Consider the following 25,797-nt stretch of genomic DNA (forward strand, 5'->3'; position numbering starts at 1 on the left):
CCGAAGCCCGCGGCTGGTTAGCGTGGAACCTACCGCTTTTCGGAAGGAGCCCCGATGGAATCCGTCCCCTCCATCCCCGGCATCAATGCTTCGGTTCCGCCCAGCGGCCCGGGCTGCGTGGAATGCACGCAGCAGCAGGGCTGCGTGGAATGCACGCAGCAGCAGGGCTGGTGGTACCACCTGCGACGCTGCGCCGAATGCGGCCACATAGGCTGCTGCGACAACTCCCCCGGCCGGCATGCCACCGCCCATGAACAGGACACCGGGCACCCGATCATCCGCAGCTACGAGCCCGGCGAGGACTGGTTCTGGAACTACACGGACGCCTCGGTCTTTGCCGGCCCCGTGCTGGCTCCGCCGGAGCATCATCCGCTTGACCAGTCAGTCCCCGGCCCGGCAGACCGGGTTCCGCCGGACTGGCCGGAACGCCTGCGCTGACTGCCGGTCTGCGCTGGCCTCCAGCTACGGGTTTTTAGCGGCCCTGCCACTGCTCCATTAACGGGTTTACACTGTAAACATGACTAGAACATATATCGTCACCGGATCAGCTTCGGGCATCGGAGCAGCCACCGCCAACCTGCTGAAGGAGGCCGGCAACAACGTCATTGGCGTTGACCTGCGCAACGCCGACGTCGAAGCGGACCTGAGCACCCCCGAGGGCCGCTCGGCCGCCGTCGACAGGGCCGTTGAGCTGGCCGGCGGCAACGTCGACGCCGTGATCGCCTGCGCCGGCATTTCCGCCCCGGCACCCATCACCGTGGCAGTGAACTTCTTCGGCGTCGCCGATTTCCTTACCGCCCTGGCGCCCACGCTGGCCAAGAGCAGCGCCCCGCGCGCCGCCGCCGTCAGCTCCATGGCCAGCCTGCAGCCCAACTCCCCCGAACTGGTCGAGGCAATGCTGGCCGGCAATGAGGAGGAAGCCCTGCGGATCGGCAAGGAACTGGCAGACCAGGGCCCGCAGACCGGCTACCTGAACTACCCGTCCAGCAAGCGTGCCCTGAGCCGCTGGGTCCGCCGCGAAAGCATCTCCCCGGCCTTCGCCGGAGCCGGCATCCCGTTGAACGCCGTCGCCCCGGGCACCGTACTCTCGGCGATGACCCGCGAACTGCTCGCCACCCCCGAAGGCCGGGCCATGGTGGATGAAAACGTTCCAATGCCGCTCAACGGCCACTCCGAGCCCGAGGTCATTGCCCGCCTGCTGATCTGGCTGACCTCCGAGGAGAACACCCACACCACCGGCCAGACCATCTACACCGACGGCGGCGCTGACGCGACGCTGCGCGGCGACGATATCTGGTCCTAGCTTCGCCGCGTGCCGCCGGCACCGGGAAGGACTATCCCCCGGGGCCGGCGGGCGGCATGCCGCAGAACCCCCAGGCGCAGCGTCAGATATGCGAGGGCGCCCACCGGGATCGGCAGCCAATACTGCAGGATCCGCCAGGACAACACTCCCAGGACAGCCACCCCGGCCGGTGTGCCGAACCCCGTCAGCGTTGGCACCAGCAGCCCCTCCACCAAACCCACACCACCCGGCGTGAGCGGAACCATGGCCACCAGATTGGCCAGGCAATAGGCCACGATCAGCTGCCCTGCACCGACTTGGTGCCCAAATGCCGCCAACAGCACCCACAGGCTCGCGGCGTCCAGAACCCAGCGCAGGGTTGCCAGTCCGATCCCCTCCGCAGACCTCCGGGGTTCCGCATGGAAAATCCGGGTTTCCCCGGCGACGGTTCGGACAAAGCGTTCGGCGCCGTCAGGGTGCAGCCGCGGCACGGCCCTCGCCACGGCCCGCGCCACCCGCACTGCGGCATCGAGATGCCGGCCCAGCACCACCAGAAGTACCAGCGCCACACCAAAGAGCACCAGCACTACGGCCCCGGCGACGGCGTAGTTCCTGTTCACGCTTACCTGCCCAGCCATAAAGACCAACCCCACGCCAAACAGGGCGCCGAGGATCAGATACGCGCCCAGGGTCTGGATGGTCGCAGCACTCAGAGCCTCCCGCGGCGGCACCCCGGCCAGCGTCAGCAGCCGGTAGCGCGCAGCCGCCGACGTAGTGCCACCGCCGGGCACCACATGGTTGACGGCACTGTCGCACAGGTCTATCCGTATCAGCGTGAAATAGGACGGCCGGGCGCTCCCCGGGAGTACCACGCTGGTCAGGGCGCTGTAGCTCAGCCAGGACCCAACCTGCAGGCAGAGTGCTCCGATCATCAGGAACGGCGGGAGCCTGGACAGGGACTTCAAGACGTTCTCCGTGCCGGCAAGCTGCGGCAGGACCACGTACTCGAAGGTAAGCGCGAGGACGACGAACACCGCCAACCAGCGCAGATAGCGCCTGCGGCCGTGCCCGGAGCGGGAGGCGGGTCCTCCGCTTTTGGCCATGAGTTAAGCAGACCACCCCGGCGGGGCAGCCGCCAGACACGGCTCCCCCATATTCCGCCGCGGTCAGATCCCGGTTGTTCCTCCAGCATGTTTCTGACAGTATGTTGGTATGTTACCGACAAGCTGTTGGCAACATCTGCATACGATCCAGCAAGGGGTTCCGATGTTTTTAGCGCTTCGCGAGTTGCGTTTCGCACGGGCCAGGTTCGGACTGATGGGTGGCGTTGTCGCCCTTATAGCCGTTCTTATGGTCCTGCTTTCCGGCCTGTCCTCAGGCCTCGTCAATGACGGTGTGTCCGGCCTGAAGTCCATGCCGGCCACCGCCTTCGCCTTTAATGAAGGCACCAAAACCGATAATGCGTTCTCCCGCAGCGTGGTGGACAGGGGCCAGGCCGAAACCTGGGCCGAGCAGCCCGGCGTCGAGGAAGCGGCCCTGATGGGCACCGCCATGATGAACGGCACCACCGGCGACGGCACCCAGGTTGACCTGGCACTGTTCGGCGTCGAAACGGATTCCTTCCTGGCTCCGCAGATTGGCGAAGGCCGCAGCATCAGCGCTCCCGACGAGATCGTGGTCTCCTCCACGGCCGCGGACGCCGGCCTGGCCATCGGCGACGTCGTGACGCTCGAGCGCATCGGCGTCGACCTCACCGTGGTCGGCTACACCGACGGGCAGGCAACCTTCGGACACGTTGACCTCGCCTACCTGCCGCTGGACACCTGGCAGTACCTGGCCAGCGGCCAGAGCGCCCCCGGCACCCCGACACAGGACGCCATTGACTCCGTGGACTTCGCCACGGCCAGCACCGTGGCCCTGAAGGCCGCCGACGGCGCGGACATCGACTTCGCAGCCGGCGACGCCGCCGCGGGCACCGTCACCTCCACCCTGGCGGAATCCTTCAACGCTTCCCCCGGCTACTCCGCCGAAACCATGACCCTGGAAATGATCCAGGTCTTCCTTTACGCGATCTGCGCACTGGTGGTCGGCGCATTCTTCACGGTGTGGACCATCCAGCGCCGTCACGAACTGGCCGTGCTGCGCGCCGTCGGCGCCTCCACCGGCTACCTGCTGCGTGACGGACTGCTCCAGGCCGCCATCATCCTCGTCGTCTCCACCGTGATCGGCATCCTCGCCGGACTCGGCATGGGCGCCGGCCTGAGCGGCACGGCCATGCCGTTCGCCCTGGAAGCCGCTCCGATCGCCACTGCAACCGTGCTGACGATCCTTCTGGGCCTGGTGGGCGCCGCCCTTGCCATTGTCCGGATTTCCCGCGTAGATCCCCTGGTGGCACTTGGAGGACAGCGATGAGCACCGAAACACAGGCACACACTCCCGGCACCCGTACCGGCGGGCTGCTCATCGAGGCAGCGAACCTCGCACTGGGCGACGGCGAAAGCACCGTCCAGGCACTCGACAACGTCACGCTGTCGGTTGCACCCGGGGAAATGGTGGCAGTTGTTGGCCCCTCCGGTGCCGGCAAGTCCAGCCTGCTCGCCGTGGCGGGCGCCCTGACCACCCCGGACTCGGGCACCGTACAGGTGAACGGTGTGGACCTGGGCACCCTCAGCAAGTCCGACCGGGCCAGGTTCCGGCTGAAGGAGATTGGTTTTGTCTTCCAGTCAGGCAACCTGATTCCGGCCCTGAATTCCGCTGACCAGCTGCGGCTTATGCTCAAGCTCGCAGGCAGTCGGGACGGGTTCGATCCCATGGAACTGCTCGCAGCGGTAGGCATGGACCACAAGGCCAAGAGCCGCCCCGACCAGCTCTCCGGCGGTGAACGCCAGCGCGTGGGTATTGCACGCTCGCTCGTGAACCGGCCCACCCTGCTGCTCGTGGACGAGCCCACGGCGGCCCTGGACCGCGCACGCAGCCAGGACGTAGTGGCCCTGCTGGCACGCGAAACCCATGAGCGTGGCGTTGCTACAGTTATGGTGACGCACGATCACGACGTCCTGCACCACTGCGACCGCGTAGTGGAGATGGTCGACGGTCGGCTGGCCGGCTAACCCCGGCGCACAACGCTTGGACAGTACGAACAGGAGGATCAGTGCCCCGAATTAATGCCCCCACGGTGGCCGAACACCGGGCGGCACAGCAGCGGGCGCTGCTGGACGCGGCACGTACCCTCCTGGCCCGCACGGGCGAGGCACCCAGCATGGCCGAAGTTGCCGCGCTGGCGGGCCTCGCCCGTCCGAGCGCCTACCAATACTACAAATCACGGCAGGACCTGCTGCACGCGCTGGTACTGGACGTCTTCCCCCGCTGGACCCGCCGGGTCCGGGAGGCCATGGACGCGGAGCCGGAGCCCGCTGACCGGATCATGGCCTACGTCCTGACCAACATTGCGCTGGTGGCAGAGGGGGAACACGCGGTAGGCAACGCGCTGGCCGCCGTTGCCCCGGGCGAGGAACTGGACAATCAAAGCGCCATGATGCACCGGCAGCTGCTCACGCCCCTGGTGGAGACACTGACCCTGCTCGGCGTTGAGGATCCCGCGGTCACCGCCGAACTCATCAACGCGATTGTGCATTCCTCCACCCGGCTGCTCGAATCAGGCACCGGGCGCGAATCAGTGGAAGCACGGGTACGCGAACTGATCGGACCCTATGTGCGCGAAAACGCGGTAGGACAGAAGGCATGAACATGACCAACACTCCCCGATCCGCGGAGCCTGCGGGCGCCTCGCGGGGCACCGCCGCCTCCCGGGCGCAGCGCCGCAGCTGGCCGGTACTGCTGGGCGCGGACCTGGTGCTCATCACCATCTTCGCCGCCCTGGGCCGGCAGAGCCACGAGCACGGGCTCGCCGTGACCGGAATCCTCCTTACCGCACTGCCCTTCATCCTTACCTGCCTGGCCGCCTGGGCCGTTATGCGGGCGTGGCGCCGTCCCGGGCAGCTGTGGCCCGCCGGCGTCGTAATCTGGCTTAGCACCGTGGCGGCAGGCCTGGGCATCCGGGCCCTGGCCGGCGGTGGCACCGCACCGAGCTTCCAGCTGGTAACCCTGCTGGTGCTGGGCGCCTTCCTTCTCGGCCACCGGCTGGTGTGGCATGTGGTGTCCCGGCGAGGGGCGCAGAACCCCCGGCCGGAACGGATCAACTAGGCTCAAAGGGAAAACAGGCGCCACCGGCGCCACCCCAGCAGCGAAAGGCCCGCCATGATCACCGCTTTTGTACTCATCCAGACGGATGCGGCCCGGATTCCGGAATGTGCCGAAGAGATTTCAGAGATCGAGGGCATCAGCGAGGTCTATTCGGTCACCGGCGACTGCGACCTGATCGCCATCGCGAGGGTCCGCCGCCACGAAGACCTGGCGGACGCTATCGCCAACCGGCTCTCCAAGGTCGAGGGCGTCATCGGGACCACCACACAGATTGCGTTCCGGGCATACTCCCAACACGATCTCGACGCCGCCTTCTCCCTCGGCTTCGACAGCTGAGCCACCGCCGTCAGCCGCGGGGGACCTAGCGGGTTACCTCCACCCAGCGGTCCAGGGCAGCCTGGGCCGCACCGCTGTCAATGGATGCAGAGGCCCGCTCCAGCCCCCGCGCCAGCCGTTCAGGCAGGGTGCCCTCAGCCTCCGGATCCAGTGCCACGAGGGCCGCGGCGGCGTTGAGCACCACAGCATCACGCACCGGGCCCTTGTCACCGGCCAGCACGCTGCGCACAACGGCGGCATTGGCGGCCGCGTCTCCGCCCCGCAGATCCTCCAGCGTGGCCCTGCTGATCCCCAGGTCCAGGGGATCCACTACTGACTCGCTCACGGCCCCGTTACGGACCTCCCAGACGGTGGACACGCCGGTGGTGGTCATCTCGTCCAGGCCGTCATCGCCGCGGAAGACCAGGGCACGCACGCCGCGCCGCGCCAGCACCCCCGCCATCAGCGGCGCCAGACGCGCATCCGCCACACCGATCGCCGAGGCGCTCGGCCGCGAAGGGTTGGTCAGCGGTCCCATGAAGTTAAACGCGGTGGCCACCCCCATCTCGCGGCGCGGCACGGCCGCGAACCGCATGGAGGGGTGGAACACCTGGGCGAAGCAGAACGTGATTCCCGCCTCCACCGCAGCCTGCGCAACGCGGTCCACCGGAAGGTCCAGCCGCACGCCGAGTGCCTCGATCACGTCGGCTGATCCCGAGGACGACGACGCCGCCCGGTTGCCGTGCTTTACCACCTTCGCTCCGGCGCCGGCACAGACCAGGGCAGCCATTGAGGAGATATTCACCGTATTGTGCCGGTCCCCGCCGGTGCCCACGATGTCCAGTGTGTCACCGGGAATATGGATGGGGCGTGCGCTGGCGAGCATGGCCTCAACCAGCCCCGTGAGCTCGTCAACGGTCTCCCCTTTGGCCCGGAGGGCAACCAGGAAGCCCGCAATCTGCGAGTCCGTGGCCTCCCCCGCCATGATCGCGGCCATGGCCCATCGGGTCTGCTCCGTCCCGAGGTTCCTGCCCTCAATCAGGGCAGTAATCAGGCTCGGCCAGGTGTCCGTCGAAGTCGGAATGGTAGTCACACACCTTAGGTTATCTACGATTCGTAGAAATTGCTGGATTGTTTCTGGAACCCCCATTTCCGCGCCAGTACTGGGATCCGGGGGTCCGGTCGCCTTCCTGGACGCGCCGAGCGCCTCCATCTGTTGGAGAACTGGGCGGTTTTACCGCCATAATGTCTATGTGACAACAGCGACCCATGCCCCCAGTACCCCGGCTCACCCTACGCTGAACCGCCCCAATATGGTTTCCGTTGGAACCGTGGTGTGGCTCTCCAGTGAACTGATGTTCTTTGCTGCCCTGTTCGCCATGTACTTCACCCTTCGCTCCACGTCGAGCGATCTGTGGGCCATGGAGACGGAGAAGCTGAACGTTCCGTTCGCTTTCGTTAACACGGTGATCCTTGTTTCCAGTTCCTTCACTTGCCAAGCTGGCGTTTTCGCCGCAGAACGGCTTCAGGCACGCCGCACCGGAGGGCTCCTGAAGCTTTCCCGCTGGGGCATGACTGAGTGGTTCCTGCTGACCTTCGTACTCGGAGCGATCTTCGTCTCCGTACAGGCCTACGAATACGCAATGCTCGTCTCTGAAGGCGTATCCCTCTCGTCGAACTCCTACGGTTCCGCGTTCTACCTCACCACCGGTTTCCACGGCCTGCACGTGGCCGGCGGACTGATCGCGTTCCTCTTCATCATCGGCCGTGCCTACGCCGCCAAGCGCTTCGGACACTTCGAAGCGACCTCGGCGATCGTCACCTCGTACTACTGGCACTTCGTTGATGTGGTCTGGATTGCCCTGTTCGTCATCATCTATTTCCTCAAGTAACACTGCTTGAGGACCGCACCCACGAAATACCCCAAAGTGGCACCTGTTTCCCAAAGACCACATAAGTTAGGAACTACGAAGTGAAGGCACTATCGCAAAGGCGGCGTCATCCCCTCGCAGCAGTCGCGCTGCTGCTGTTGGGACTCCTCGTTACGGGTGGTCTCTATGCCGTAGCCAACGGCACCAACCAGGCCCAGGCCGCGACCACCACGTACACTGCCGAAGACGTCAGCGAGGGGCAGAAGCTCTTCGTCGCCAACTGTGCAACGTGCCACGGCGTTGAAGCCACCGGCACCGAGAACGGGCCTTCGCTGGTAGGCGTCGGCGCCGCATCTGTGGACTTCCAGGTGGGCACCGGCCGTATGCCGATGGCCATGCAGGGCCCGCAGGCCCAGCAGAAGCCTGTCCAGTTCGATGAGGAGCAGACCGCTCAGATGGCTGCCTTCGTTGCCAGCCTCGGCGCCGGCCCTGCAGTTCCGGATTCGGAATACCTCGAGCCGGACACCTCCGACGAGGAAGCTTCCGCCAACGGCGGCGAACTGTTCCGCGTCAACTGCGCCATGTGCCACAACGCCGCCGCAGCCGGCGGTGCGCTGACCCGCGGCAAGTTCGCCCCGTCCCTGGACGGCGTCAGCGAAAAGCACATCTACGAGGCCATGGTCACCGGCCCGCAGAACATGCCTGTCTTCAACGACACCAACATCTCCCCCGAGGACAAGCAGGACATCATCACGTTCCTGAAGGACATCGAGACAAGCGGCTCCCCCGGTGGAGCGCAGCTCGGCTCGCTGGGTCCGGTCTCCGAGGGTCTCTTTATCTGGACCGCTGGTCTGGGAATCATCATCGCTTTCACCATTTGGTTGACCTCCCGGTCTTCCTAACCACCGCCGCGCTCACCCGCACGGGTGACATCACAGTTACACATAGGTCTATAAATGCAGTTTTCAGAGAAGGATGAGGGGGATCATGGGCGACCATAGTCACGGCAGTCCGAACACCTCGGGCACCGTCGCTACGGCTGGCCAGGGAGATGGGGAGAAGTTCCAGGATCCGGGACTTCCTCCGCACCGCCCTCGTCTAGCCGACGTTAATCCCCGCGCCGAAAAGCGGGCCGAACGGCAGGTGGCGCTTCTGTTCGTCATCTCCATCATCGGTACCATCGTGTTTTTCATCGGGTACTTCAGCATCCAACTGGATGATGCCAGCATCGCTACGCTGCGGCTGCAGAACATCCTCCTCGGCCTGGGTACCGCCTTTGCCATGCTCGGCATCGGTGTCGGTATCGTGCACTGGGCCAAGACCCTTATGCCGGACCACGAGATCGTGGAGGAACGCCACGAGATCCGGCCCGAAGAGGACCGCGTCATCGCTGAAAAGATGGTGGGCGACATCATCGAGGAGACCGGCATCAAGCGCCGTCCCCTGATCCGCAACACCCTCCTCGGCGCCATGATCCTGGCTCCCCTTCCCGCCATTGCCGTCTTCCGCGACCTGGGCCCGCTGCCCGGTGACACGCTGCGGCACACCATGTGGGAAAAGGGCCTGCGTCTGGCACGCGATCCCAGCGGCACTCCGATCAAGGCCTCCGATGTCACCATCGGTTCTGCCTTCCACGTGATTCCGGAAGGCCTGCAGGACCTGGAGGAGCACAAGCTCGAGGAGAAGGCCAAGGCAGTTGTCCTGCTGATGCGCCTGGACCCCTCCGAGCTGAACCCGTCCCCCGGCCGGGAAGACTGGGCCGTTGACGGCATCGTGGCCTACTCCAAGATCTGCACCCACGTCGGCTGCCCGGTGGCACTGTACGAACAGCACACGCACCACCTGCTGTGCCCGTGCCACCAGTCAACCTTCGATGTGACCCAGGAATGCAAGGTCATCTTCGGCCCGGCCGGCCACGCGCTGCCGCAGCTGCCGATCGGCGTTGATGATGAGGGTTACCTGATTGCAACTGACGACTTCCAAGAACCCGTTGGACCGAGCTACTGGGAGCGTGGCTAACCATGAGTGTTCCCTCTGCTACGCCGTACCAGGCCAAGACCCGTCTTGGCCGCATCACGAACTTCGTTGACTCCCGGGTTAGCGGTTCGGCCATGGTCAAGGAGTTCGGCCGCAAGGTCTTTCCCGACCACTGGTCCTTTATGTTCGGTGAAGTTGCACTGTACTGCTTCGTCATCCTGCTGCTCACCGGTACGTTCCTGACGTTCTTCTTCGATCCGTCCATGGCGGAAACGCATTACGCAGGCAGCTACGTGCCGCTGCGCGGCGTGGAGATGTCAGTGGCCTATGAATCCTCCCTGAACATCTCCTTCGATGTCCGCGGCGGCCTCTTTATGCGCCAGGTACACCACTGGTCCGCACTGCTCTTCGTAGCGGCGGTCTCCGTGCACATGCTGCGCGTGTTCTTCACCGGCGCCTTCCGCAAGCCCCGCGAACTCAACTGGGTGGTGGGCGGTACGCTGCTCATCCTCTCCCTCGCCGCCGGCTTCACCGGCTACTCCCTCCCCGATGACCTGCTCTCCGGTAACGGCCTGCGCATCATCGACGGCGTGATCAAGTCGGTTCCCGTGGTGGGCACCTACATCAGCTTCTTCCTCTTCGGCGGTGAATTCCCCGGAACCGCGATTATCGGCCGTCTGTACGTGCTGCATATCCTCCTGGTTCCCGCGCTGATCCTGCTGATGATCGCCCTGCACCTGTTTATGGTTGTCATTCACAAGCACACCCAGTTCCGCGGCCCCGGCCGTACGAACAACAACGTGGTCGGCTACCCTGTCGGCCCCGTCTACGCAGCCAAGGCCGGTGGATTCTTCTTCATCGTCTTCGGCGTGATTGCCATCATCGCGGGCCTGTTCACGATCAACCCGATCTGGAACTACGGTCCCTATGACCCGTCGCCTGTGTCTGCCGGTACCCAGCCTGACTGGTACATCGGCTGGGTTGACGGTGCGCTGCGCCTGATGCCAGGGTTCCTGGGTGCGTTCCCCTTCGAATGGGTTATCCCGTTCCCCTGGGGCGATAACACCCTGGTCCTGAACGTCCTGCTCCCGGCCCTGGTGCCGGCAGGCCTGGTCTTCACCCTGCTGTTCGCATGGCCGTGGATCGAAGCCTGGCTCACCAAGGACTACCGGACACACAACCTGCTTGACCGCCCGCGAAACGCACCGTTCCGTACGGCAGTCGGCGTTGCCGGCATCACGTTCTACAGCGTTATGTGGGCTGCAGCCAGCTCCGACCTCATCGCCACGCACTTCCATGTCTCGCTCAACGATGTGACCTACTGGCTCCGTGTCCTGTTCTTCCTCGGTCCGGTACTGGCATTCATCATTACCCGCCGCATTGCCCTGGCACTGCAGCGCAAGGACCGTGAGATTGTGCTCCACGGTGTGGAAAGCGGACGCATTGTCCGGCTGCCGCACGGTGAGTACATCGAGGTGCACGAGCCGCTGGACGAGTACAAGCGCTACCGCCTGGTGGACTTCGAGTCCTACAAGGCACTGCCGGCCCAGCCGGATGCCAACGGCAAGATCTCCCGCAAGGAAAAGCGCCGTGCGAAGATCTCCCGCTTCTTCTTCGAAGACCGTGTCGCCCCGGTGACGCCGTCCGAGCTGGAGAACGCACATCACCACGAGTCGCCTGCCGAGGTTGAGGCCAAGGCCGACGACCAGGCATCGATCGAACAGCACTGATCCAGCCGTAAGGCGTATCAGCACCAAAGGGAAGGGCCCGACCGGATCATCCGGTCGGGCCCTTCCCTTGTCTGTTTCCGGCTACGTACCGGTGCCGCGGCCGGCTAGGCCAGCGTAAAAGGCTGCTTGGCGGGCAGTGGGTGGCGCTTACGCAGCGCCCCTAGGTCGGTCACCGGGGCGGACCCGATGGAGAGCTTGGTAAAGTCCAGCAGCGGATCGCGCAGCACCACTTTGAGCCCGGCCACCGCAAGCTTGACGTCCGGCACCAGGCAATAGATGTTCAGTTTCCGCGGTGCGAACTCGGTGTGGTCCACCTCCCCCAGCCCTCGCCACAGGAAGTAGGACGAGATGGCCTGGGTGGCCTTGTGCTCCAGGTAGCGGTCCCGTTCCGTGCCGGAGACGGTCTTGAGAGCGTACTGGGCGATAACCCAGTGCTGCTCGTCCGGTTCCAGCTCGGAGTAGCCGTCTTCCGCCGAGGCCACGGCGAAGGCATGGAGCAGGCCCTCCGCCGCCTCCGGAGCCACCTGCTGGACCTTCGCTGAGCCTTCATGGCCCACCGGGCCCGAGGTCAGCATCAGCTGCCCCTCGTCCTCCTCGTAGAGGGCCTCGCGGAAGTGCAGCACCCCTGCTTCATCGCGCTTATACATCCGGATGGTGATCATGATTTTCTGTCCTCTTCGTGCTGGGGGTGTGGTGCCGGCCGCGGTATGGCCGCTGTGGCCGGCTGGCCGCCAGGGCCGGGAAGGCGGCTGGCTGGCTATCGAAGGAAATTGGCTGGCCGGGGGCCGGCGGCTAGGAACCGGGATGCCGGCGCGGGTGATACGAACGCGGTGTGCGGACGCCCGGGCGCTGGAGCGGCACCCACAGTTTGTACCGGTCCGCCCGGTAGTAGGACACGGAGTAGTCCACCATCGACCGCGAGACATAGGCATGCCGTTGGATCTTCAGCACGGGTGCACCGAGTTCCACGTTGAGGAGCCGCCCAATTGACGCGGATGCTGCGGTTGCCTCGATGGTGTCCTCACCCCATTCCATCACCAGGCCGTACCGTTCACTCAGCACGTTGTACAAGGACGTCGGCGGATCCTCCTCGAGGATTCCCGGCACATAGTGTGCCGGGATGAAGTTCTCGTCAACGCTCATGGGTTCACCGTCTGCGAGGAGCTGGCGGCGAAAGCGCACCACGGGCTGTCCGGGATCGATCTGCAGCTCCCTGGCCACCAGCGGGGATGCGCCCACCTGCTCGAAGCTGAGGACATGTGCATCGGGCACCATCCCCCGCCTGTGCATTTCTTCGGAGTAGGAGGTCAGCTGGACCTGGAGGTCCATTTTGGGGCGTGCAACGAACGTGCCCAGGCCAACCACCCGTTCCAGGACGCCGTCGGCGACTAGGGCGTCCACGGCCTGCCGGATGGTCATGCGGGCCACGGCGAAGTGTTCGGAGAGTTCCCGTTCGGATGGAATGACATCGCCCGCCCGGGCGTGCGTTTCCACGAAGCGGCGGAGGATACCCTGCAGCTGGACGTGCTTGGCAACTCCCGTGCCGGTATCTATGCCTTCGCTGAGCAGGCGGAGCCGATGGCTGTTCACAGTAGAGTTCCCGTGCCGGGCCTTGTTCCGATTCGTTGCATTCTGTTGCTTCGCCCCTTCCGCCGGGAAAACCAGTGCCGTCTAAGAATACCGGCATCGCCGGGGCACATCCCGCCGGGCGCCGGGACCCGGACATGCCGCAGGTACTCAGCCTCCGCTGCCCTGCAGCGCCTGCAGGAAACGTTTCATGGGGCCTTCCACGTTCCACTGTGCTGCCAGTGCTTCCAACCGCGCCCTGTCCTCCCCTGCCGGCGCCTGCAGGCGTGCACCGGCGTCGTTGAGTGAAGGAACGGCAACGTCCCGCGCCACCCGGACAACTTTCGGTGCGGCGGCGAGGTAGTCACGGGCTGCGCTGAGCCGGGCCCGGACCGGGGCGGATACCGGGCTGTCCGGATCCTCGGCGGCCGCCAGGAGGGCCTGCAGCGTGCCGTAATCGCCCAACAGCGCGGCTGCCGTCTTCTCCCCGATCCCGGCTACCCCCGGCAGTCCGTCGGACGGGTCTCCGCGCAGGGTGGCGTAGTCGGCATATTGGCCCGGAAGGACGCGGTATTTGGCCACCACCGCTTTTTCGTCCAGGACGGCGAGGTTCTTCATCCCCCGTGCGGTGTAGAGCACGCGGACCTCCCGGGCGTCATCGATCAGCTGAAACAGGTCCCGGTCCCCCGTGACCACGTCTGCCGGCATTTCGGCGGTTGCCGCGTAAGTTCCAATGACATCGTCGGCCTCATATCCGTCCCGGCCCACAACGGCGATCCCTGATGTGGACAGGACCTCCCGGATCAGGGGTATTTGGGCGGTTAGTCCGGCGGGCACCTCCTCAGCGCCGCTAGGACCGGCGGCCGACAGCCGGTGCTCCTTGTAGGTGGGAATAAGCTCCACCCGCCACGCCGGGCGCCAGTCATTGTCCCAGCAGGCCACCAGATGGGTGGGGCGGAACTCGGCCACGAGCCGCGCGATCATGTCCAGCAGGCCACGGAGGGCGTTCACGGGTGTGCCGTCGTCGCGCCGGATGGTATCCGGGATGCCGTGAAAGGCGCGGAAGTAGAGGGAGGCAGTATCGAGCAACATAAGGCGCTGGGGCATAGCAGCACCCTACACACTGCACTCCCCCCGCGTGCGGCTGCGCCCTGCAAACGCACGAAAAAGAAGGACCCGCAGTTACCTGCAGGTCCTTCTCTTTACTGGCTAAGCGTTGCCGCTTGTCCTAGTGTGCGTGGTTTCCGCGGCTGTATTCGAAGACCCAGCCGACCAAGGCGATGATGGCCATGCCCATACCGATGTACAGGATCCACCAGCCCACTGCCATGCCGAGGAATCCGGTGGCTGCGGCGGCACCGAGCAGCAGCGGCCACCAGCTCCAGGGGCTGAAGAAGCCCTGTTCGCCGGAGCCTTCATGGATTTCGGCATCCAGCCGGTCCTCGGGACGGGGTCCGACGCGCTTGCCGGTGAAGCCGATGTAGAAGGCGATCATGCCGGACATGCCTGCGGTCAGGAAGAGCGCGAGGTAACCTACGGGCTCCATCCATTCCACCAGGTAGCCGTAGACCACACCGACCACCAGGAAGAACGGCGTCATGTAAGCGAAGAGCTTAGTCTCTACTTTCATTTGACCTTTTCCTCCCGGTCGCCGGGGCCGAAGACCTTGGCTGCGGCTGATTCGTCAGTTACGTGCTGCTGCAGTTCCGGATGGTGCAGGTCCAGTGCCGGACGCTCCGAGCGGATACGGGGCAGCGAGGTGAAGTTGTGGCGCGGCGGCGGGCAGGACGTAGCCCACTCGAGCGATCCGCCGAAGCCCCACGGGTCATCCACTTCCACCTTCTTGCCGTGGCGCCAGGTGATGTACACGTTCCAGAAGAACGGGATCATCGAGGCAGCCAGGACAAAGGAGGCAATGGTGGAGAACTGGTTCATTGCGGTGAAGTTATCCTCCACCAGGTAGTCCGCGTAGCGGCGCGGCATGCCCAGCACACCGAGCCAGTGCTGGATCAGGAAGGTGCCGTGGAAGCCGACGAACAGGAGCCAGAAGTGAATCTTGCCCAGGCGTTCGTTGAGCATCTTGCCGGTCCACTTGGGCCACCAGAAGTAGAAGCCGGCGAACATTGCGAAGACCACGGTTCCGAAGATCACGTAGTGGAAGTGCGCCACCACGAAGTAGGTGTCCGAAACGTGGAAGTCCAGCGGCGGTGCCGAGAGGATGATGCCGGTCAGGCCGCCGAAGAGGAAGGTAATCAGGAAGCCGATGCTCCAGAGCATGGGGGTCTCAAACGTAATCGAGCCCCGCCACATGGTGCCGATCCAGTTGAAGAACTTCACGCCGGTGGGCACCGCAATCAGCATGGTCATGAAGGCGAAGAACGGCAGCATAACAGCACCGGTGACGTACATGTGGTGTGCCCACACGGTCACGGAGAGTGCGGCAATGGCGATGGTCGCGTAGACCAGGCCCTTGTAGCCGAAGATCGGCTTGCGGCTGAAGACCGGGAAGATTTCCGAGACGATGCCGAAGAACGGCAGCGCGATGATGTACACCTCGGGGTGGCCGAAGAACCAGAACAGGTGCTGCCACAGGATGGCACCGCCGCGTTCGGGGTCGAAGATCATTGCGCCGAACCGCCGGTCCGCACCAAGGGCGAACAGTGCAGCAGCCAGGGGCGGGAACGCCATGAGCACCAGGATGGCGGTGACCAGGGTGTTCCAGGTGAAGATCGGCATACGCCACATGGTCATGCCCGGGGCACGCATGCAGATGATGGTGGTGATGAAGTTGACCGCACCCAGGATGGTGCCGAAGCCGGAGAGCGCCAGGCCGAAGACCCAGAGGTCACCGCCGACACCCGGCGAGAACGTGGTGTTCGACAGTGGCGCGTAAGCGAACCAGCCGAAGGACGCAGCGCCCTGAGGGGTGATGAAGCCGGCCACCGCGATGGTGCTGCCGAAGAGGAAGAACCAGAACGCCAGGGCATTCAGACGCGGGAAGGCAACGTCCGGCGCACCGATCTGGAGGGGCATGATGACGTTGGCAAACCCGGAGAACAGCGGGGTGGCGAACATCAGCAGCATCACGGTGCCGTGCATCGTGAACAGCTGGTTGTACTGTTCCTTGGTCTGCAGGATCTGCATACCGGGTTCAAACAGCTCCGCGCGGATGACCAGTGCCATCACGCCTGCGAGGCAGAAGAAAATGAATGAGGCAATCAGGTACATGTACCCGATCGTCTTGTGGTCAGTGGAGGTGATCCAGTTGACGACAATGCGTCCCTTGGAGACGGGTACTACGCGTGGTGCAACCTTGGTGCCGGAATCTTCCGAAGTGTATTCGAGAGTAGTCATAGCGTCCTCCTACCTCCTTACTTCGCTTGATTCTGAGTTGTACATACGGTCGTACTCGCCCGTGACCTGTCCGTCGGGCAGACCGGCTACGTATTCGTTGTAATCGTCTTCCGAGACCACGTCGACGTTGAAGAGCATTTCGGAGTGGTACTCGCCGCAGAGCTCGGCGCACTTGCCGTCGAAGGTTCCGATCTTGCCGGTTTCGAGTGTGATGTAGTTCGTGCGGCCGGGGTAGACGTCCATCTTCTGCAGGAAGGCAGGCACCCAGAAGGAGTGCTGCACGTCGCGGGTGTTCAGCTGCAGTTCGATTGTCTTGTCAACGGGCAGTACCAGCGTCGGGAACTTGTCCTGCGTGACTTCCTGGCCGTCGAGGTTTACCTGGACGCCCTGGCTGTACTTGTCTTCGTTGACGTAGTTGAAGTCCCAGGACCATTGCTTGGCGCGGACGTCAATGACGACCTTGTCCGGATCATCGCTGCGCTCGTTGAGCGCCTGGATGTCCTGGTTGGTGAAGTAGAACAACACCAGGACCATAAACAGCGGGATCACCGTGTAGAAGATTTCCAGCGGCAGGTTGTAGCTGAGCTGGCGGGGGTAGCCCGTCTCATTCTTCCGGCGGCGGTAGGCAACCATGCACCACAGCAGAAGCGCCCAGGTAAGGACACCTACTGCCAGTGCGGCGATCCATGAGTTGACCCAAAGGTCCATGATGCGGCCGGTGTGGTTAGTGGTGTCGCGGTCCGTAGGCAGCCAGCCCTTCTGGACATCCGATGTACACCCCGATAAAAACAACGCGCCGGCCGACGTTACGGCTGAGATCTTTAAGATCCTGGCGCGTCGGCTGCTGGTTCGGTCCTGCGAACTCACAGACGGCCCTTCCTCTTGTTGCGTGCAAGTGCTGTCCGGCCGGAGACAAAAAAGTTCCCGGCTGCGGACATTAGTTTTACTACTACGTGTAGAGCTTACCCGTACGGGCGGCGATCCAGTGACAGATCGCCGCCGCGCCGGGCAAAAAAAGCTCTGCTGTTACGGGCCGTCAGCCTTTTGCGTCTTAGTGGAAGGAATCTCCACAGGCGCAGGATCCTCCGGCGTTGGGGTTGTCGATGGTGAACCCCTGCTTCGAAATGGTGTCTTCGAAGTCGATGGAAGCGCCGGAAAGGTACGGAACGCTCATCTTGTCCACAATGACCTCAACCCCGTCGAAGTCCCGGACGGCGTCGCCATCGAGGACGCGCTCGTCAAAGTACAGCTGGTAGATGAGTCCCGAGCAGCCTCCGGGCTGCACCGCCACCCGGAGGCGGAGGTCGGTACGGCCTTCCTGCTCCAGCAGGCTGCGGACCTTCTGGGCGGCCACATCCGAGAGCAGTACTTCATGCGTGGGCAGTTCTGCCTCTGCCGCAGCGGTCTTGTTTTCGCTCGTGGAAACGCTCATAGTTTCTCTCTTTCCTCAGCTGGCCGTCCGTTCGACAGGCCGTCGCGCCTGCCGCGGACCGCGGCCAGTGTCTCAATGGTACGTCTGGTGGTCCCCATCGATCTAACAGATGCGGGGCAGGAATCAATTCCCGCCCCGCATCCGTACGCAGGCAGTTCTAGCCTTGCCGGGCGCCCAGGCGGGCGAGCAGGAGCGCTTCGGCCAGGATGGCGTTGCGGAAGTCATTCAGGTCCAGTGACTCATTGGCACTGTGCGCCCGGGAATCCGGGTCTTCCACACCGGTGATCAGGATCTGGGCTTCGGGGAACAGGTCCACCAGGTCCGCGATGAACGGAATGGAACCGCCCATTCCGGATTCCACCGGTTCCACGCCCCAGGCCCGTTCCAGGGCCCAGAGTGCTGTGCGCGCCGCACTGGCACTGGTATCGGTTGCGAACGCGTTGCCCTGCTCCCCCGGCGTGAACGTCACCTTGGCGCCGAACGGGGCGTTGGCCTGCACATGGGCCTCAATGGCCTCCATGGCTGCCTCGGGGCTCTGGCCCGGAGCGAGCCGCAGGCTGAACTTGGCCCGCGCCTTGGGCTGGATGGTGTTGGAGGACATGGCGACGGTGGGGACGTCGATGCCGATGATGGAAAGGGCTGGCTTGGTCCACAGCCGGGAGGCAATCGACCCCGTGCCGGCCAGCCGGACACCCTCGAGCACCGAGGAATCCGCACGGAAGTCCGCTTCCGGATACTCCACAGCTGCGTCATCACCGGAGACCAGGCCCTCGATGGCGACGTCGCCGGCGTCGTTGTGGAACGTGGCGATCAGCCGGGCGAGCAGCGTCGGCGCATCCAGCACCGGACCGCCGAACATGCCCGAGTGCACTGCGTGGTCCAGGACCTGGACCTCCACCGTGCCGTCCACCAGGCCGCGCAGGCTTGTGGTCAGGGCCGGAACGCCCACTTTCCAGTTGCCTGAATCGGCGACAACAATGACATCGGCGCGGAGCAGGTCCTGATAGGTCTCAAGGAAGGTGCGGAAGGTGGGCGAACCGGCTTCCTCCTCACCCTCGATAAAGAGTGTGACGCCGACCGGCGAGTCCTCCCCCAGCACGTCCGTCAGGGCCCGGAGGGCACCGATGTGGGCCATAATGCCGGCCTTGTCATCGGCAGCACCCCGGCCGTACAGGCGGCCGTTGCGCTCCTGCGCCGTAAAGGGATCGGACTCCCACAGATCGGGGTCTCCGGGCGGCTGCACGTCATGGTGGGCATACAGCAGCACCGTGGGTGCACCGTCGCGGGCGGGGCGGCGGGCGACGACGGCGGGGCCGCCGGGGGTGCCGTTGTTATCCACGCGCAGCACCTGCACATCCTCGATGCCGGCCTCACGGACGAGATCGGCGACGGCGGCGGCGCTGCGGTTGAGGTGCTCGGGGTCAAAGGAATCCCAGGCTATGCCCGGAATGCTGACCAGGGATTTGAGCTGTTCGACGGTGCGGGGGAAGTCTGCGGCCACGCTGGCGCGCAGGGAGTCTTCATGCACGTCCGGTGACGAATCGTGCTCGGGGGCAGGGTTGGAAGTCATAGCCAAAACCCTACATCCGGCCCGGGTTCGCATTGAAGTGTGCTGCCTGCCGCCGGGCGGGCAGCAGCACAGGCTTTACCCGCCGCTCCCCCGGACTGCAAACGGAGTTTCCGGCGGATCATTCGCGGTATCCTTGGGGTGTGTTTGGACGAAAGAATGAAGCGCCCACCGCGCAGGAAACTGTGGACCAGGCAGCCGCCGCACAAGCCGGTGCAACGGAACGGGTCGGCAAGGGTGCGCCCACGCCCCGCCGCAAGGACCAGGAGGCTGCCCGCCGGCGCCCGCTGGTACCCGATGACCGGAAGGCAGCCAAGGCTGCCAACCGCGAGGCCCTGCGCGAAGAACGCATGAAGACCCGCCGGGCCCTGGACACCGGTGAGGAGCGCTACCTGCCGCTCCGCGACAAGGGACCCAACCGCCGCTTTGTCCGCGACATAGTGGATGCCCGGTGGAACCTTGGCGAGTTCATCATGATTGCCGCCCTGGTGTTTGTTCTCTTCAGCTTCATCCGGAACATCGATGTCCAGCTGATTGTGATGGCGGCCTTCTGGGTCCTCATCCTGCTGGTCATCGCCGACAGTTTTATGCTGCGCCGGCAGATCAGGAAGCGCCTGACCGCCAAGTTCGGGGCCCCCAATCCCGGGGATGTCTGGTACGGGGTCTCCCGGTCCCTCCAGCTGCGCCGCTTCCGCCTGCCGAAGCCGCAGGTCAGCCGCGGACAGTACCCCTCCTGATCCCCACGCACCGCATCAAAAAGGGACCGCCTTCCGGCGGTCCCTTTTTTGATGGGCGGTCCCTTTTTGATGGGCTGACCCTTTTTGATGCGTGGTCCCTTTTTGATGGGCGGACGAGTCTGATGCGCGGGCCCGCCCGGGGTACGGATTCCTCTGCGCGGCGCCCGCCTAGCGGGACCGGGCCAGGCTGCGGTTGATCCGGGCAGCCCAGAACGGTCCCTCATAGAGGAACGCCGTGTATCCCTGCACCAGCGTGGCCCCGGCATCAAGGCGTTCCTTCACGTCCGAGGCCGTCTCCACTCCCCCGACGGACACGATGGCGGGGCCGTCCGCTCCCAGCCGGTTGCGGAGGCGGCGCAGGACGTCGAGGGAACGCTGTTTCAGCGGGGCCCCGCTGAGTCCGCCGACTCCGCAGGCGGTTACGGTTTCCGGATCCGTCACCAGGTTCTCCCGGGTGACGGTGGTGTTCGTGGCAATCACTCCGTCCAGCTGCAGGGACAGGGCCAGATCGGCGACGTCGTCAATATCGGCGTCGCTGAGGTCAGGGGCGATCTTCACCAGCAGGGGTACGTGGCGCCCGGCGGACTCATCCGCGGCCTCCCGCACCCGGGTCAGGAGCGGGCGCAGCGACTCGATGTCCTGCAGCAGCCGCAGGCCGGGAGTATTCGGGGAACTGACGTTGACCACCAGGTAGTCGGCCTGCGGAGCGAGTTCCCGGGCACTAAGCAGGTAATCCTCCACGGCATCCGCCAGGTCCACCTTCTTGGTTTTGCCAATGTTCACGCCGATCACCGGCCGTCCCACACCGGATGTCCGGGCCAGGGCGGCCCGGGCCGAGGCGAGCCGGGGCGCCACCTTCGCGGCGCCGTCGTTGTTGAACCCCATCCGGTTGATCACGGCGCGGTCCTGAACCAGGCGGAATAGCCGTGGCTTCGGGTTGCCCGGCTGGGCCTGCGCCGTCACGGTGCCCACCTCGACATGCCCGAAACCCAGGTTGGTGAGCGCCAGGATGCCGGATCCCTCCTTGTCGAAACCGGCCGCCAACCCGAACGGTGAGGGAAAGTCGATGCCGAAGGCCCGGGTCCGGAGCTTCGGGGACGGGCTCATCAGCCGCCGCATCACCGGCCCGGCGGGGGTACGTGCGGCGGTGCGGATCAGGGTGAAACCGATCCGGTGGGCACGTTCGGGGTCCATCCCGGAGAACACAAGACGGAAAAAGGCAGGATAAATGCGCATGGCTTAAAGATTCCAGAACCCGGACCGGCAACCAAACCCCGCGCTAACCCCTACGCCGGGTCGACTATTCTCGAAACCATGGGTGAGACGCAGGCGGACTGGATTCCGGACATTCTCGGCGACGGATTCCGCAGCCTGACCCTTGACCTGGGAGAGGATGCGGAAGGCCCCGTTGCGGCTACCCTCGTTTCCTATGTTCCTCCGGCCGATCTGGCGGCCGTCCTGCCCGTCCGCACTGTGGGCGGCGTGGACGCCGTCCTCTATATTCACGGCTGGAGCGACTATTTCTTCCAGACCGAGCTGGCCCGCTTCTGGGCGGCGCAGGGCGTGGCGTTCTACGCCGTGGACCTGCGCAAGTACGGCCGGAGCCTGCGCCCCGGGCAGTCGGAGGGTTATGTCGCGGACCTGCAGGAATATGACGCCGATATTGAGGCTGCCCTGGCCGCCATGGACACCGATCTCAGGAACCGTTTCGGTTCGGACACTGCGGTGCGGACCACCCTGATGGCCCACTCCACGGGCGGGCTGGTGGCCTCGCTGTGGGCCCACCGGAACCCGGGGCGGATCAGGGCCCTGATCCTGAACAGTCCGTGGCTGGAGTTCAGCGGCAGTGCCATGCTTCGCTTCGCGACCAACGGGCTGCTGGAACCCGTGGCCCGGCGGCGCCCGCTGGCCCGGCTGAAGATCCCGGAGTTCGGCTTCTACTACCGGAGCATCAGCGCCCAGATGGAGGGTGAGTGGAACGTGGATCCTGCCTGGCGCCCGCCGTTCAGCTTTCCGGTCCGCGCCGGCTGGATCAAGGCTGTGCTGGCCGGGCACGCGCAGGTGGCCCGCGGTTTGGACATCCGGGTGCCGGTCCTGCTCGTGGCTTCGGCTGCCTCCACGATCGCGCCTACCTGGAATCCGCTGATGCTCAGCACCGACAGCGTGCTGGACGTGGGCCTGATGGTCCAGCGCGGCCTGCTGCTGGGCCCGGAGGTTACCGTGTTCCGGTATGACGGCGCCCTGCACGACACCCTGCTCTCAGCCCTTCCGGTGCGTACCCGCGTATATGCAGGGCTGGCACGCTGGGCCGGGGCGTTTATGCTCGGGCGCTAGTCAGAGGGCGGTGGCGGCCTGGTCCACCGCACCGCCATAGCGCCTGTCCCGGCGGGCGTAAATCTCCACGGCCTCCCACAGGGTCCGCCGGTCCACGTCCGGCCAGAGGGTGTTCATAAAGACCATTTCGGCGTATGCGGACTGCCACAGCATGAAGTTGGAGAGGCGCTGCTCCCCCGAGGTCCGCAGGAACAGGTCAACGTCCGGCAGGTCCGGCTCATCCAGGTATTTCTGGATGGTTTTCTCGCTAATGGAGCCCGGACGCAGCCGGCCCTTTTGAACGTCGGCGGCGATCGCAGCCACGGCGTCGGCAATTTCCGCCCGGCCGCCATAGTTCACGCACATGTTCAGGGTGCAGACGGTATTGTCCCGGGTGGCCTCTTCGGCGACCTCCAGCTCCCTGACCACGCTCTGCCAGAGCCGTGGCCGGCGGCCGGACCAGCGGATCCGTACACCCCATTCGTTGAGCTGGTCCCGCTGGCGGCGCAGCACGTCCCGGCTGAAGCCCATGAGGAAGCGGACCTCTTCGGGTGACCGTTTCCAGTTCTCCGTGGAGAACGCGTAGACGGACACGTGCCGGATCCCCATTTCGATGGCCCCGGCCATCACATCCAGCAGCGCAGCTTCACCCGCCCGGTGGCCTTCGGTGCGCGGCAGTCCCCGCTGGTTGGCCCAGCGGCCGTTGCCGTCCATCACAATGGCTACATGGGCGGGCACCAGTTCAGCCGGAACCGCCGGAGGCAGAGCGCCGGACGGGTGGGGTGCGGGGTAGCCGGGGGATCCTGCCGGGACACCGGCCGCGGATTTCGAACGCAAGGTCAGACACGCTCCACATGTTGAAGGGACCGCAGCACCCGTTCCAGGTGCCACTGAAGATAGCCGGCTACCAGCCCGGCGGACTCATGCCGCGGCTGCGGGCCGGAGGCATCGGCCGTGTTCCAGTCACCGCTGAGCAGGGCGGCCAGCAGCGTCATCGTTTCCGGTGACGGCGACGCCGAGCCGGGGGGACGGCAGGCTGCGCAGACGGCCCCGCCCAGCGGCGCCGAAAACGCCGTGTGCGGCCCGGGGGCACCGCAGCGGGCGCACTCGGTGAAGCTCGGCGCCCAGCCGGCAGTGGCCAGGGCCCGCAGCAGGTAGGAATCCAGGATAAGTTCCGGGGCATGCGCGCCCCGGCTGAGCGCGGCAAACGCACCGATGACCAGTTGGTAGTGGGCCTTCGCCGAATCACCGTCAATGTCGGTGAGGCGTTCAGCGGTTTCGGCGACGGCGGCCGCGGCGGTGTAGCGGGCATAGTCGGCGACTATCCCGTGCCCGTAGGCCCCCTTGGTCTGCGCCTGCGTCACAATGTCCAGGTTCCGGCCGTGCGAGAGCTGCAGTTCCGCGACCATAAACGGTTCAAGCCGGGCACCGAATTTGCTGGAGGTCCGCCGCACGCCTTTGGCCACGGCGCGTACCTGGCCGTGTTCCCGGGTCAGGAGGACCAGGATACGGTCCGCCTCGCCCAGCTTGTGCGTGCGCAGGACCACTGCGTCATCCCGGTAGGTGCGGGATGCAAAGGATTTTGCCACGCTGCTATTTTCCCACGTCCCGGGGCGCCCGGCGGACTGCTGCCGTCCGGGCGCGCCCCGACGGTGCTCAGGCCTGGTCGCGGATGGCCCGGTTGACTGCCGAAATCACTGCCTTCAGGGCAGACATGGTGGTGTTGGCGTCAATACCGACGCCCCACAGCACCCGCTCCCCCACGGCCAGTTCCACGTACGCTGCGGCGTGCGCGTTTCCGCTGGCGGAGAGGGCGTGCTCGGTGTAGTCCAGCAGCCGGACGTCGATGCCGTCCTGGCCCAGGATTTCCAGCAGCGCCGCGATGGGGCCGGTACCGCTGGCCATCCGCCGCTGCGACACCCCGTTCGCGCTCAGGGTGGCCGTCAGGTTGAAGCGGCCGTCCGCAGGGGTATCCGCGTTCACCGAGGTGAGTTCGTAGTGTCCCCACGCCTCGCCGTCGGACTCGGGGGTGTGCGGCAGGTATTCGTCCTGGAAGACCTTCCACAGCTCCGCCCCGGTGATTTCGCCGCCGGCGGTGTCGGTACGGCGCTGGATGACGCCGGAGAACTCGATCTGCGCGCGGCGCGGCAGGTCCAGGTTGTGTTCGTGCTTGAGCAGGTAGGCAACCCCGCCCTTGCCGGACTGCGAATTAACCCGAATCACGGCTTCATAGCTGCGGCCGATGTCCTTCGGGTCGATCGGCAGGTACGGCACGGCCCACGGGATCTCGTCCACCGTCCTGCCCTCGGCGGCTGCGTCCTTTTCCATCGCCTCGAAGCCCTTTTTGATGGCGTCCTGGTGCGAGCCGGAGAACGCGGTGAAGACCAGGTCGCCCCCGTAGGGGGAACGCTCGGGAACGGGCAGCTGGTTGCAGTACTCCACCGTGCGGCGGATTTCGTCCATGTCGGAGAAGTCCAGCTGCGGATCAATGCCCTGGCTGAACATGTTCATGCCCAGGGTTACCAGGTCCACGTTGCCGGTCCGCTCGCCGTTGCCGAAGAGGCAGCCTTCAATGCGGTCCGCGCCGGCCAGGTAGCCCAGTTCAGCGGCTGCGACGCCGGTTCCGCGGTCATTGTGCGGGTGCAGGGACAGGATCACCGAATCGCGGCTGGCGAGGTTGCGGTGCATCCATTCGATGGAGTCCGCGTAGACGTTCGGGGTGGTCATCTCTACCGTGGCGGGCAGGTTCAGGATCATCTGCCGGTCCGGCGAGGCCTCCAGGACCTCAGCCACGGCGTCCGAGATCCGTGCGGCGAAGTCCAGCTCGGTGCCGGTGTAGGACTCGGGCGAGTATTCGTAGGTCAGATCGATTCCGCGCAGCTGTTCTTCATACTTTTTGCACAGCCTTGCACCGGAGAGGGCGATGTCAACGATGCCGTCCCGGTCGGTGTTGAACACTACCCGCCGCTGCAGCACCGACGTGGAGTTGTAGAGGTGGACGATCGCGCGGTCCGCTCCCTCGAGGGACTCGTAGGTGCGCTCGATCAGGTGTTCCCGGGACTGGGTCAGGACCTGGATGGTGACGTCGTCCGGAATCCGGTCCCCCTCAATCAGCTGGCGGACAAAGTCGAAGTCCAGCTGGGAGGCTGACGGGAACCCGACCTCGATCTCCTTGAAGCCCATTTTGACGAGCAGGTCAAACATCTTGTGCTTGCGCTCGGGGGTCATCGGGTCAATCAGCGCCTGGTTGCCGTCCCGCAGGTCTACGGCGCACCAGCGCGGTGCCTTGCTGATCCGTTTGTCCGGCCAGGTCCGGTCCGGCAGGTCCACCGTGATCTGCTCGTGGAACGGGGTGTACTTCGACGTCGGCATGCCGGATGTCTGCTGTGCGTTACGCATGGTGTTGAAAGGGCCTTTTCTAATCGAACTTCGCAAGAGAGTGGCCGGCAA

Annotated in this window: 27 protein-coding genes; 13 read left to right on the forward strand and 14 right to left on the reverse strand. The window is 65.1% G+C overall.

Annotated features, from left to right (window positions below; all coding sequences use genetic code 11):
- The first annotated feature begins 54 nt into the window (after positions 1-54).
- Both MUK71_RS08960 and MUK71_RS08965 read left to right on the forward strand, forming a co-directional pair.
- Complete coding sequence (locus MUK71_RS08960; RefSeq protein ID WP_227927787.1) at positions 55-438, forward strand: UBP-type zinc finger domain-containing protein; 384 nt, start codon at positions 55-57, stop codon at positions 436-438.
- 79 nt (positions 439-517) lie between these two features.
- Complete coding sequence (locus tag MUK71_RS08965) at positions 518-1,303, forward strand: SDR family oxidoreductase (protein ID WP_227927786.1); 786 nt, start codon at positions 518-520, stop codon at positions 1,301-1,303.
- On the opposite strand, the gene MUK71_RS08970 is transcribed toward MUK71_RS08965, so the two are convergent.
- The gene (locus MUK71_RS08970; RefSeq protein WP_227927785.1) at positions 1,300-2,385 is read right to left on the reverse strand and encodes a lysylphosphatidylglycerol synthase transmembrane domain-containing protein; all 1,086 of its coding nucleotides are present in this window, start codon (positions 2,383-2,385) and stop codon (positions 1,300-1,302) included. The two genes, MUK71_RS08965 and MUK71_RS08970, sit on opposite strands and share 4 nt — an antisense overlap.
- 163 nt (positions 2,386-2,548) lie before the next feature.
- On the opposite strand from MUK71_RS08970, the gene MUK71_RS08975 reads away from it, so the two are divergent.
- Genes MUK71_RS08975 through MUK71_RS08995 form a run of 5 tightly spaced genes read left to right on the forward strand, consistent with a single transcriptional unit; the run spans position 2,549 to position 5,821 of the window.
- Positions 2,549-3,694, forward strand: coding sequence for an ABC transporter permease (locus MUK71_RS08975; protein ID WP_227927784.1), 1,146 nt, complete (start codon positions 2,549-2,551; stop codon positions 3,692-3,694).
- Entirely contained in the window at positions 3,691-4,392 is a 702-nt protein-coding gene (locus MUK71_RS08980; RefSeq protein ID WP_227927783.1) for an ABC transporter ATP-binding protein, read from the forward strand. The genes MUK71_RS08975 and MUK71_RS08980 overlap by 4 nt, the downstream gene beginning before the upstream one ends.
- Before the next feature lie 41 nt (positions 4,393-4,433).
- Positions 4,434-5,027, forward strand: a complete 594-nt coding sequence (locus MUK71_RS08985; protein ID WP_227901826.1) for a TetR/AcrR family transcriptional regulator — start codon at positions 4,434-4,436, stop codon at positions 5,025-5,027.
- Between the two features lie 2 nt (positions 5,028-5,029).
- On the forward strand, positions 5,030-5,485 hold the full coding sequence (locus MUK71_RS08990; protein ID WP_244802764.1) for a DUF3054 domain-containing protein: 456 nt from the start codon (positions 5,030-5,032) through the stop codon (positions 5,483-5,485).
- A gap of 54 nt (positions 5,486-5,539) precedes the next feature.
- Complete coding sequence (locus tag MUK71_RS08995; RefSeq protein WP_227901824.1) at positions 5,540-5,821, forward strand: Lrp/AsnC family transcriptional regulator; 282 nt, start codon at positions 5,540-5,542, stop codon at positions 5,819-5,821.
- 25 nt (positions 5,822-5,846) lie between these two features.
- On the opposite strand, the gene trpD is transcribed toward MUK71_RS08995, so the two are convergent.
- Positions 5,847-6,893 carry an anthranilate phosphoribosyltransferase gene (gene trpD, locus MUK71_RS09000; protein WP_227901823.1) on the reverse strand — a complete coding sequence of 349 codons (1,047 nt, stop codon included), beginning with the start codon at positions 6,891-6,893 and terminating at the stop codon, positions 5,847-5,849.
- Positions 6,894-7,053: 160 nt separating this feature from the next.
- Here trpD and ctaE point away from each other — a divergent pair, with 160 nt between their 5' ends.
- From ctaE to qcrB, 4 genes are all read left to right on the forward strand, one after another.
- The gene (ctaE, locus tag MUK71_RS09005; protein ID WP_227901822.1) at positions 7,054-7,692 is read left to right on the forward strand and encodes an aa3-type cytochrome oxidase subunit III; all 639 of its coding nucleotides are present in this window, start codon (positions 7,054-7,056) and stop codon (positions 7,690-7,692) included.
- Between the two features lie 80 nt (positions 7,693-7,772).
- Entirely contained in the window at positions 7,773-8,573 is an 801-nt protein-coding gene (gene qcrC, locus MUK71_RS09010) for a cytochrome bc1 complex diheme cytochrome c subunit (RefSeq protein ID WP_227927781.1), read from the forward strand.
- A gap of 85 nt (positions 8,574-8,658) precedes the next feature.
- Positions 8,659-9,690 (forward strand): cytochrome bc1 complex Rieske iron-sulfur subunit, encoded by a 1,032-nt coding sequence (gene qcrA / locus MUK71_RS09015; protein WP_227927780.1) that lies wholly within the window; start codon positions 8,659-8,661, stop codon positions 9,688-9,690.
- A gap of 2 nt (positions 9,691-9,692) precedes the next feature.
- Positions 9,693-11,378 (forward strand): cytochrome bc1 complex cytochrome b subunit, encoded by a 1,686-nt coding sequence (gene qcrB / locus MUK71_RS09020; protein ID WP_227901819.1) that lies wholly within the window; start codon positions 9,693-9,695, stop codon positions 11,376-11,378.
- A gap of 104 nt (positions 11,379-11,482) precedes the next feature.
- Here qcrB and MUK71_RS09025 read toward each other — a convergent pair whose 3' ends face one another.
- From MUK71_RS09025 to MUK71_RS09060, 8 genes are all read right to left on the reverse strand, one after another.
- A complete protein-coding gene (locus tag MUK71_RS09025; RefSeq protein ID WP_227901818.1) occupies positions 11,483-12,040 on the reverse strand; it encodes a hypothetical protein in 558 nt (185 codons plus the stop codon).
- Positions 12,041-12,170: 130 nt separating this feature from the next.
- A complete protein-coding gene (locus tag MUK71_RS09030; protein WP_423723316.1) occupies positions 12,171-12,968 on the reverse strand; it encodes a GntR family transcriptional regulator in 798 nt (265 codons plus the stop codon).
- Positions 12,969-13,115: 147 nt separating this feature from the next.
- On the reverse strand, positions 13,116-14,051 hold the full coding sequence (locus tag MUK71_RS09035) for a 5'-3' exonuclease (protein WP_227927779.1): 936 nt from the start codon (positions 14,049-14,051) through the stop codon (positions 13,116-13,118).
- 121 nt (positions 14,052-14,172) lie between these two features.
- On the reverse strand, positions 14,173-14,574 hold the full coding sequence (locus tag MUK71_RS09040; protein WP_227901816.1) for a cytochrome c oxidase subunit 4: 402 nt from the start codon (positions 14,572-14,574) through the stop codon (positions 14,173-14,175).
- Positions 14,571-16,298 (reverse strand): aa3-type cytochrome oxidase subunit I, encoded by a 1,728-nt coding sequence (gene ctaD / locus MUK71_RS09045; RefSeq protein WP_227901815.1) that lies wholly within the window; start codon positions 16,296-16,298, stop codon positions 14,571-14,573. Before ctaD ends, MUK71_RS09040 begins: the two co-directional genes overlap by 4 nt.
- A 9-nt stretch (positions 16,299-16,307) precedes the next feature.
- Entirely contained in the window at positions 16,308-17,165 is an 858-nt protein-coding gene (gene ctaC, locus MUK71_RS09050; protein WP_227901814.1) for an aa3-type cytochrome oxidase subunit II, read from the reverse strand.
- A gap of 184 nt (positions 17,166-17,349) precedes the next feature.
- Positions 17,350-17,730 (reverse strand): HesB/IscA family protein, encoded by a 381-nt coding sequence (locus MUK71_RS09055; protein ID WP_227901813.1) that lies wholly within the window; start codon positions 17,728-17,730, stop codon positions 17,350-17,352.
- 157 nt (positions 17,731-17,887) lie between these two features.
- Complete coding sequence (locus MUK71_RS09060) at positions 17,888-19,300, reverse strand: dipeptidase (protein ID WP_227927778.1); 1,413 nt, start codon at positions 19,298-19,300, stop codon at positions 17,888-17,890.
- A 140-nt stretch (positions 19,301-19,440) separates the two neighbouring features.
- Between MUK71_RS09060 and MUK71_RS09065 the strand changes: the two genes are divergently transcribed.
- Positions 19,441-20,034, forward strand: a complete 594-nt coding sequence (locus MUK71_RS09065; protein ID WP_227901811.1) for a DUF3043 domain-containing protein — start codon at positions 19,441-19,443, stop codon at positions 20,032-20,034.
- A gap of 168 nt (positions 20,035-20,202) precedes the next feature.
- Here MUK71_RS09065 and MUK71_RS09070 read toward each other — a convergent pair whose 3' ends face one another.
- Positions 20,203-21,270, reverse strand: coding sequence for a quinone-dependent dihydroorotate dehydrogenase (locus MUK71_RS09070; RefSeq protein WP_227927777.1), 1,068 nt, complete (start codon positions 21,268-21,270; stop codon positions 20,203-20,205).
- Positions 21,271-21,348: 78 nt separating this feature from the next.
- Here MUK71_RS09070 and MUK71_RS09075 point away from each other — a divergent pair, with 78 nt between their 5' ends.
- On the forward strand, positions 21,349-22,368 hold the full coding sequence (locus MUK71_RS09075; RefSeq protein WP_227927776.1) for an alpha/beta hydrolase: 1,020 nt from the start codon (positions 21,349-21,351) through the stop codon (positions 22,366-22,368).
- Here MUK71_RS09075 and MUK71_RS09080 read toward each other — a convergent pair whose 3' ends face one another.
- The 3 genes from MUK71_RS09080 to leuA all read right to left on the reverse strand — a co-directional run bounded on the left by MUK71_RS09080 (position 22,369) and on the right by leuA (position 25,746).
- Positions 22,369-23,184: an isoprenyl transferase gene (locus tag MUK71_RS09080; protein ID WP_227927775.1), complete on the reverse strand. Its 816-nt coding sequence runs from the start codon at positions 23,182-23,184 to the stop codon at positions 22,369-22,371.
- A gap of 2 nt (positions 23,185-23,186) precedes the next feature.
- Positions 23,187-23,936, reverse strand: coding sequence for a DNA repair protein RecO (gene recO / locus MUK71_RS09085; RefSeq protein ID WP_227901807.1), 750 nt, complete (start codon positions 23,934-23,936; stop codon positions 23,187-23,189).
- Positions 23,937-24,003: 67 nt separating this feature from the next.
- Positions 24,004-25,746 (reverse strand): 2-isopropylmalate synthase, encoded by a 1,743-nt coding sequence (gene leuA / locus MUK71_RS09090; protein WP_227901806.1) that lies wholly within the window; start codon positions 25,744-25,746, stop codon positions 24,004-24,006.
- Between the last annotated feature and the right edge of the window lie 51 nt (positions 25,747-25,797).

The organism is Arthrobacter zhangbolii (assembly GCF_022869865.1).
In the GTDB taxonomy this organism is placed as follows: domain Bacteria; phylum Actinomycetota; class Actinomycetes; order Actinomycetales; family Micrococcaceae; genus Arthrobacter_B; species Arthrobacter_B zhangbolii.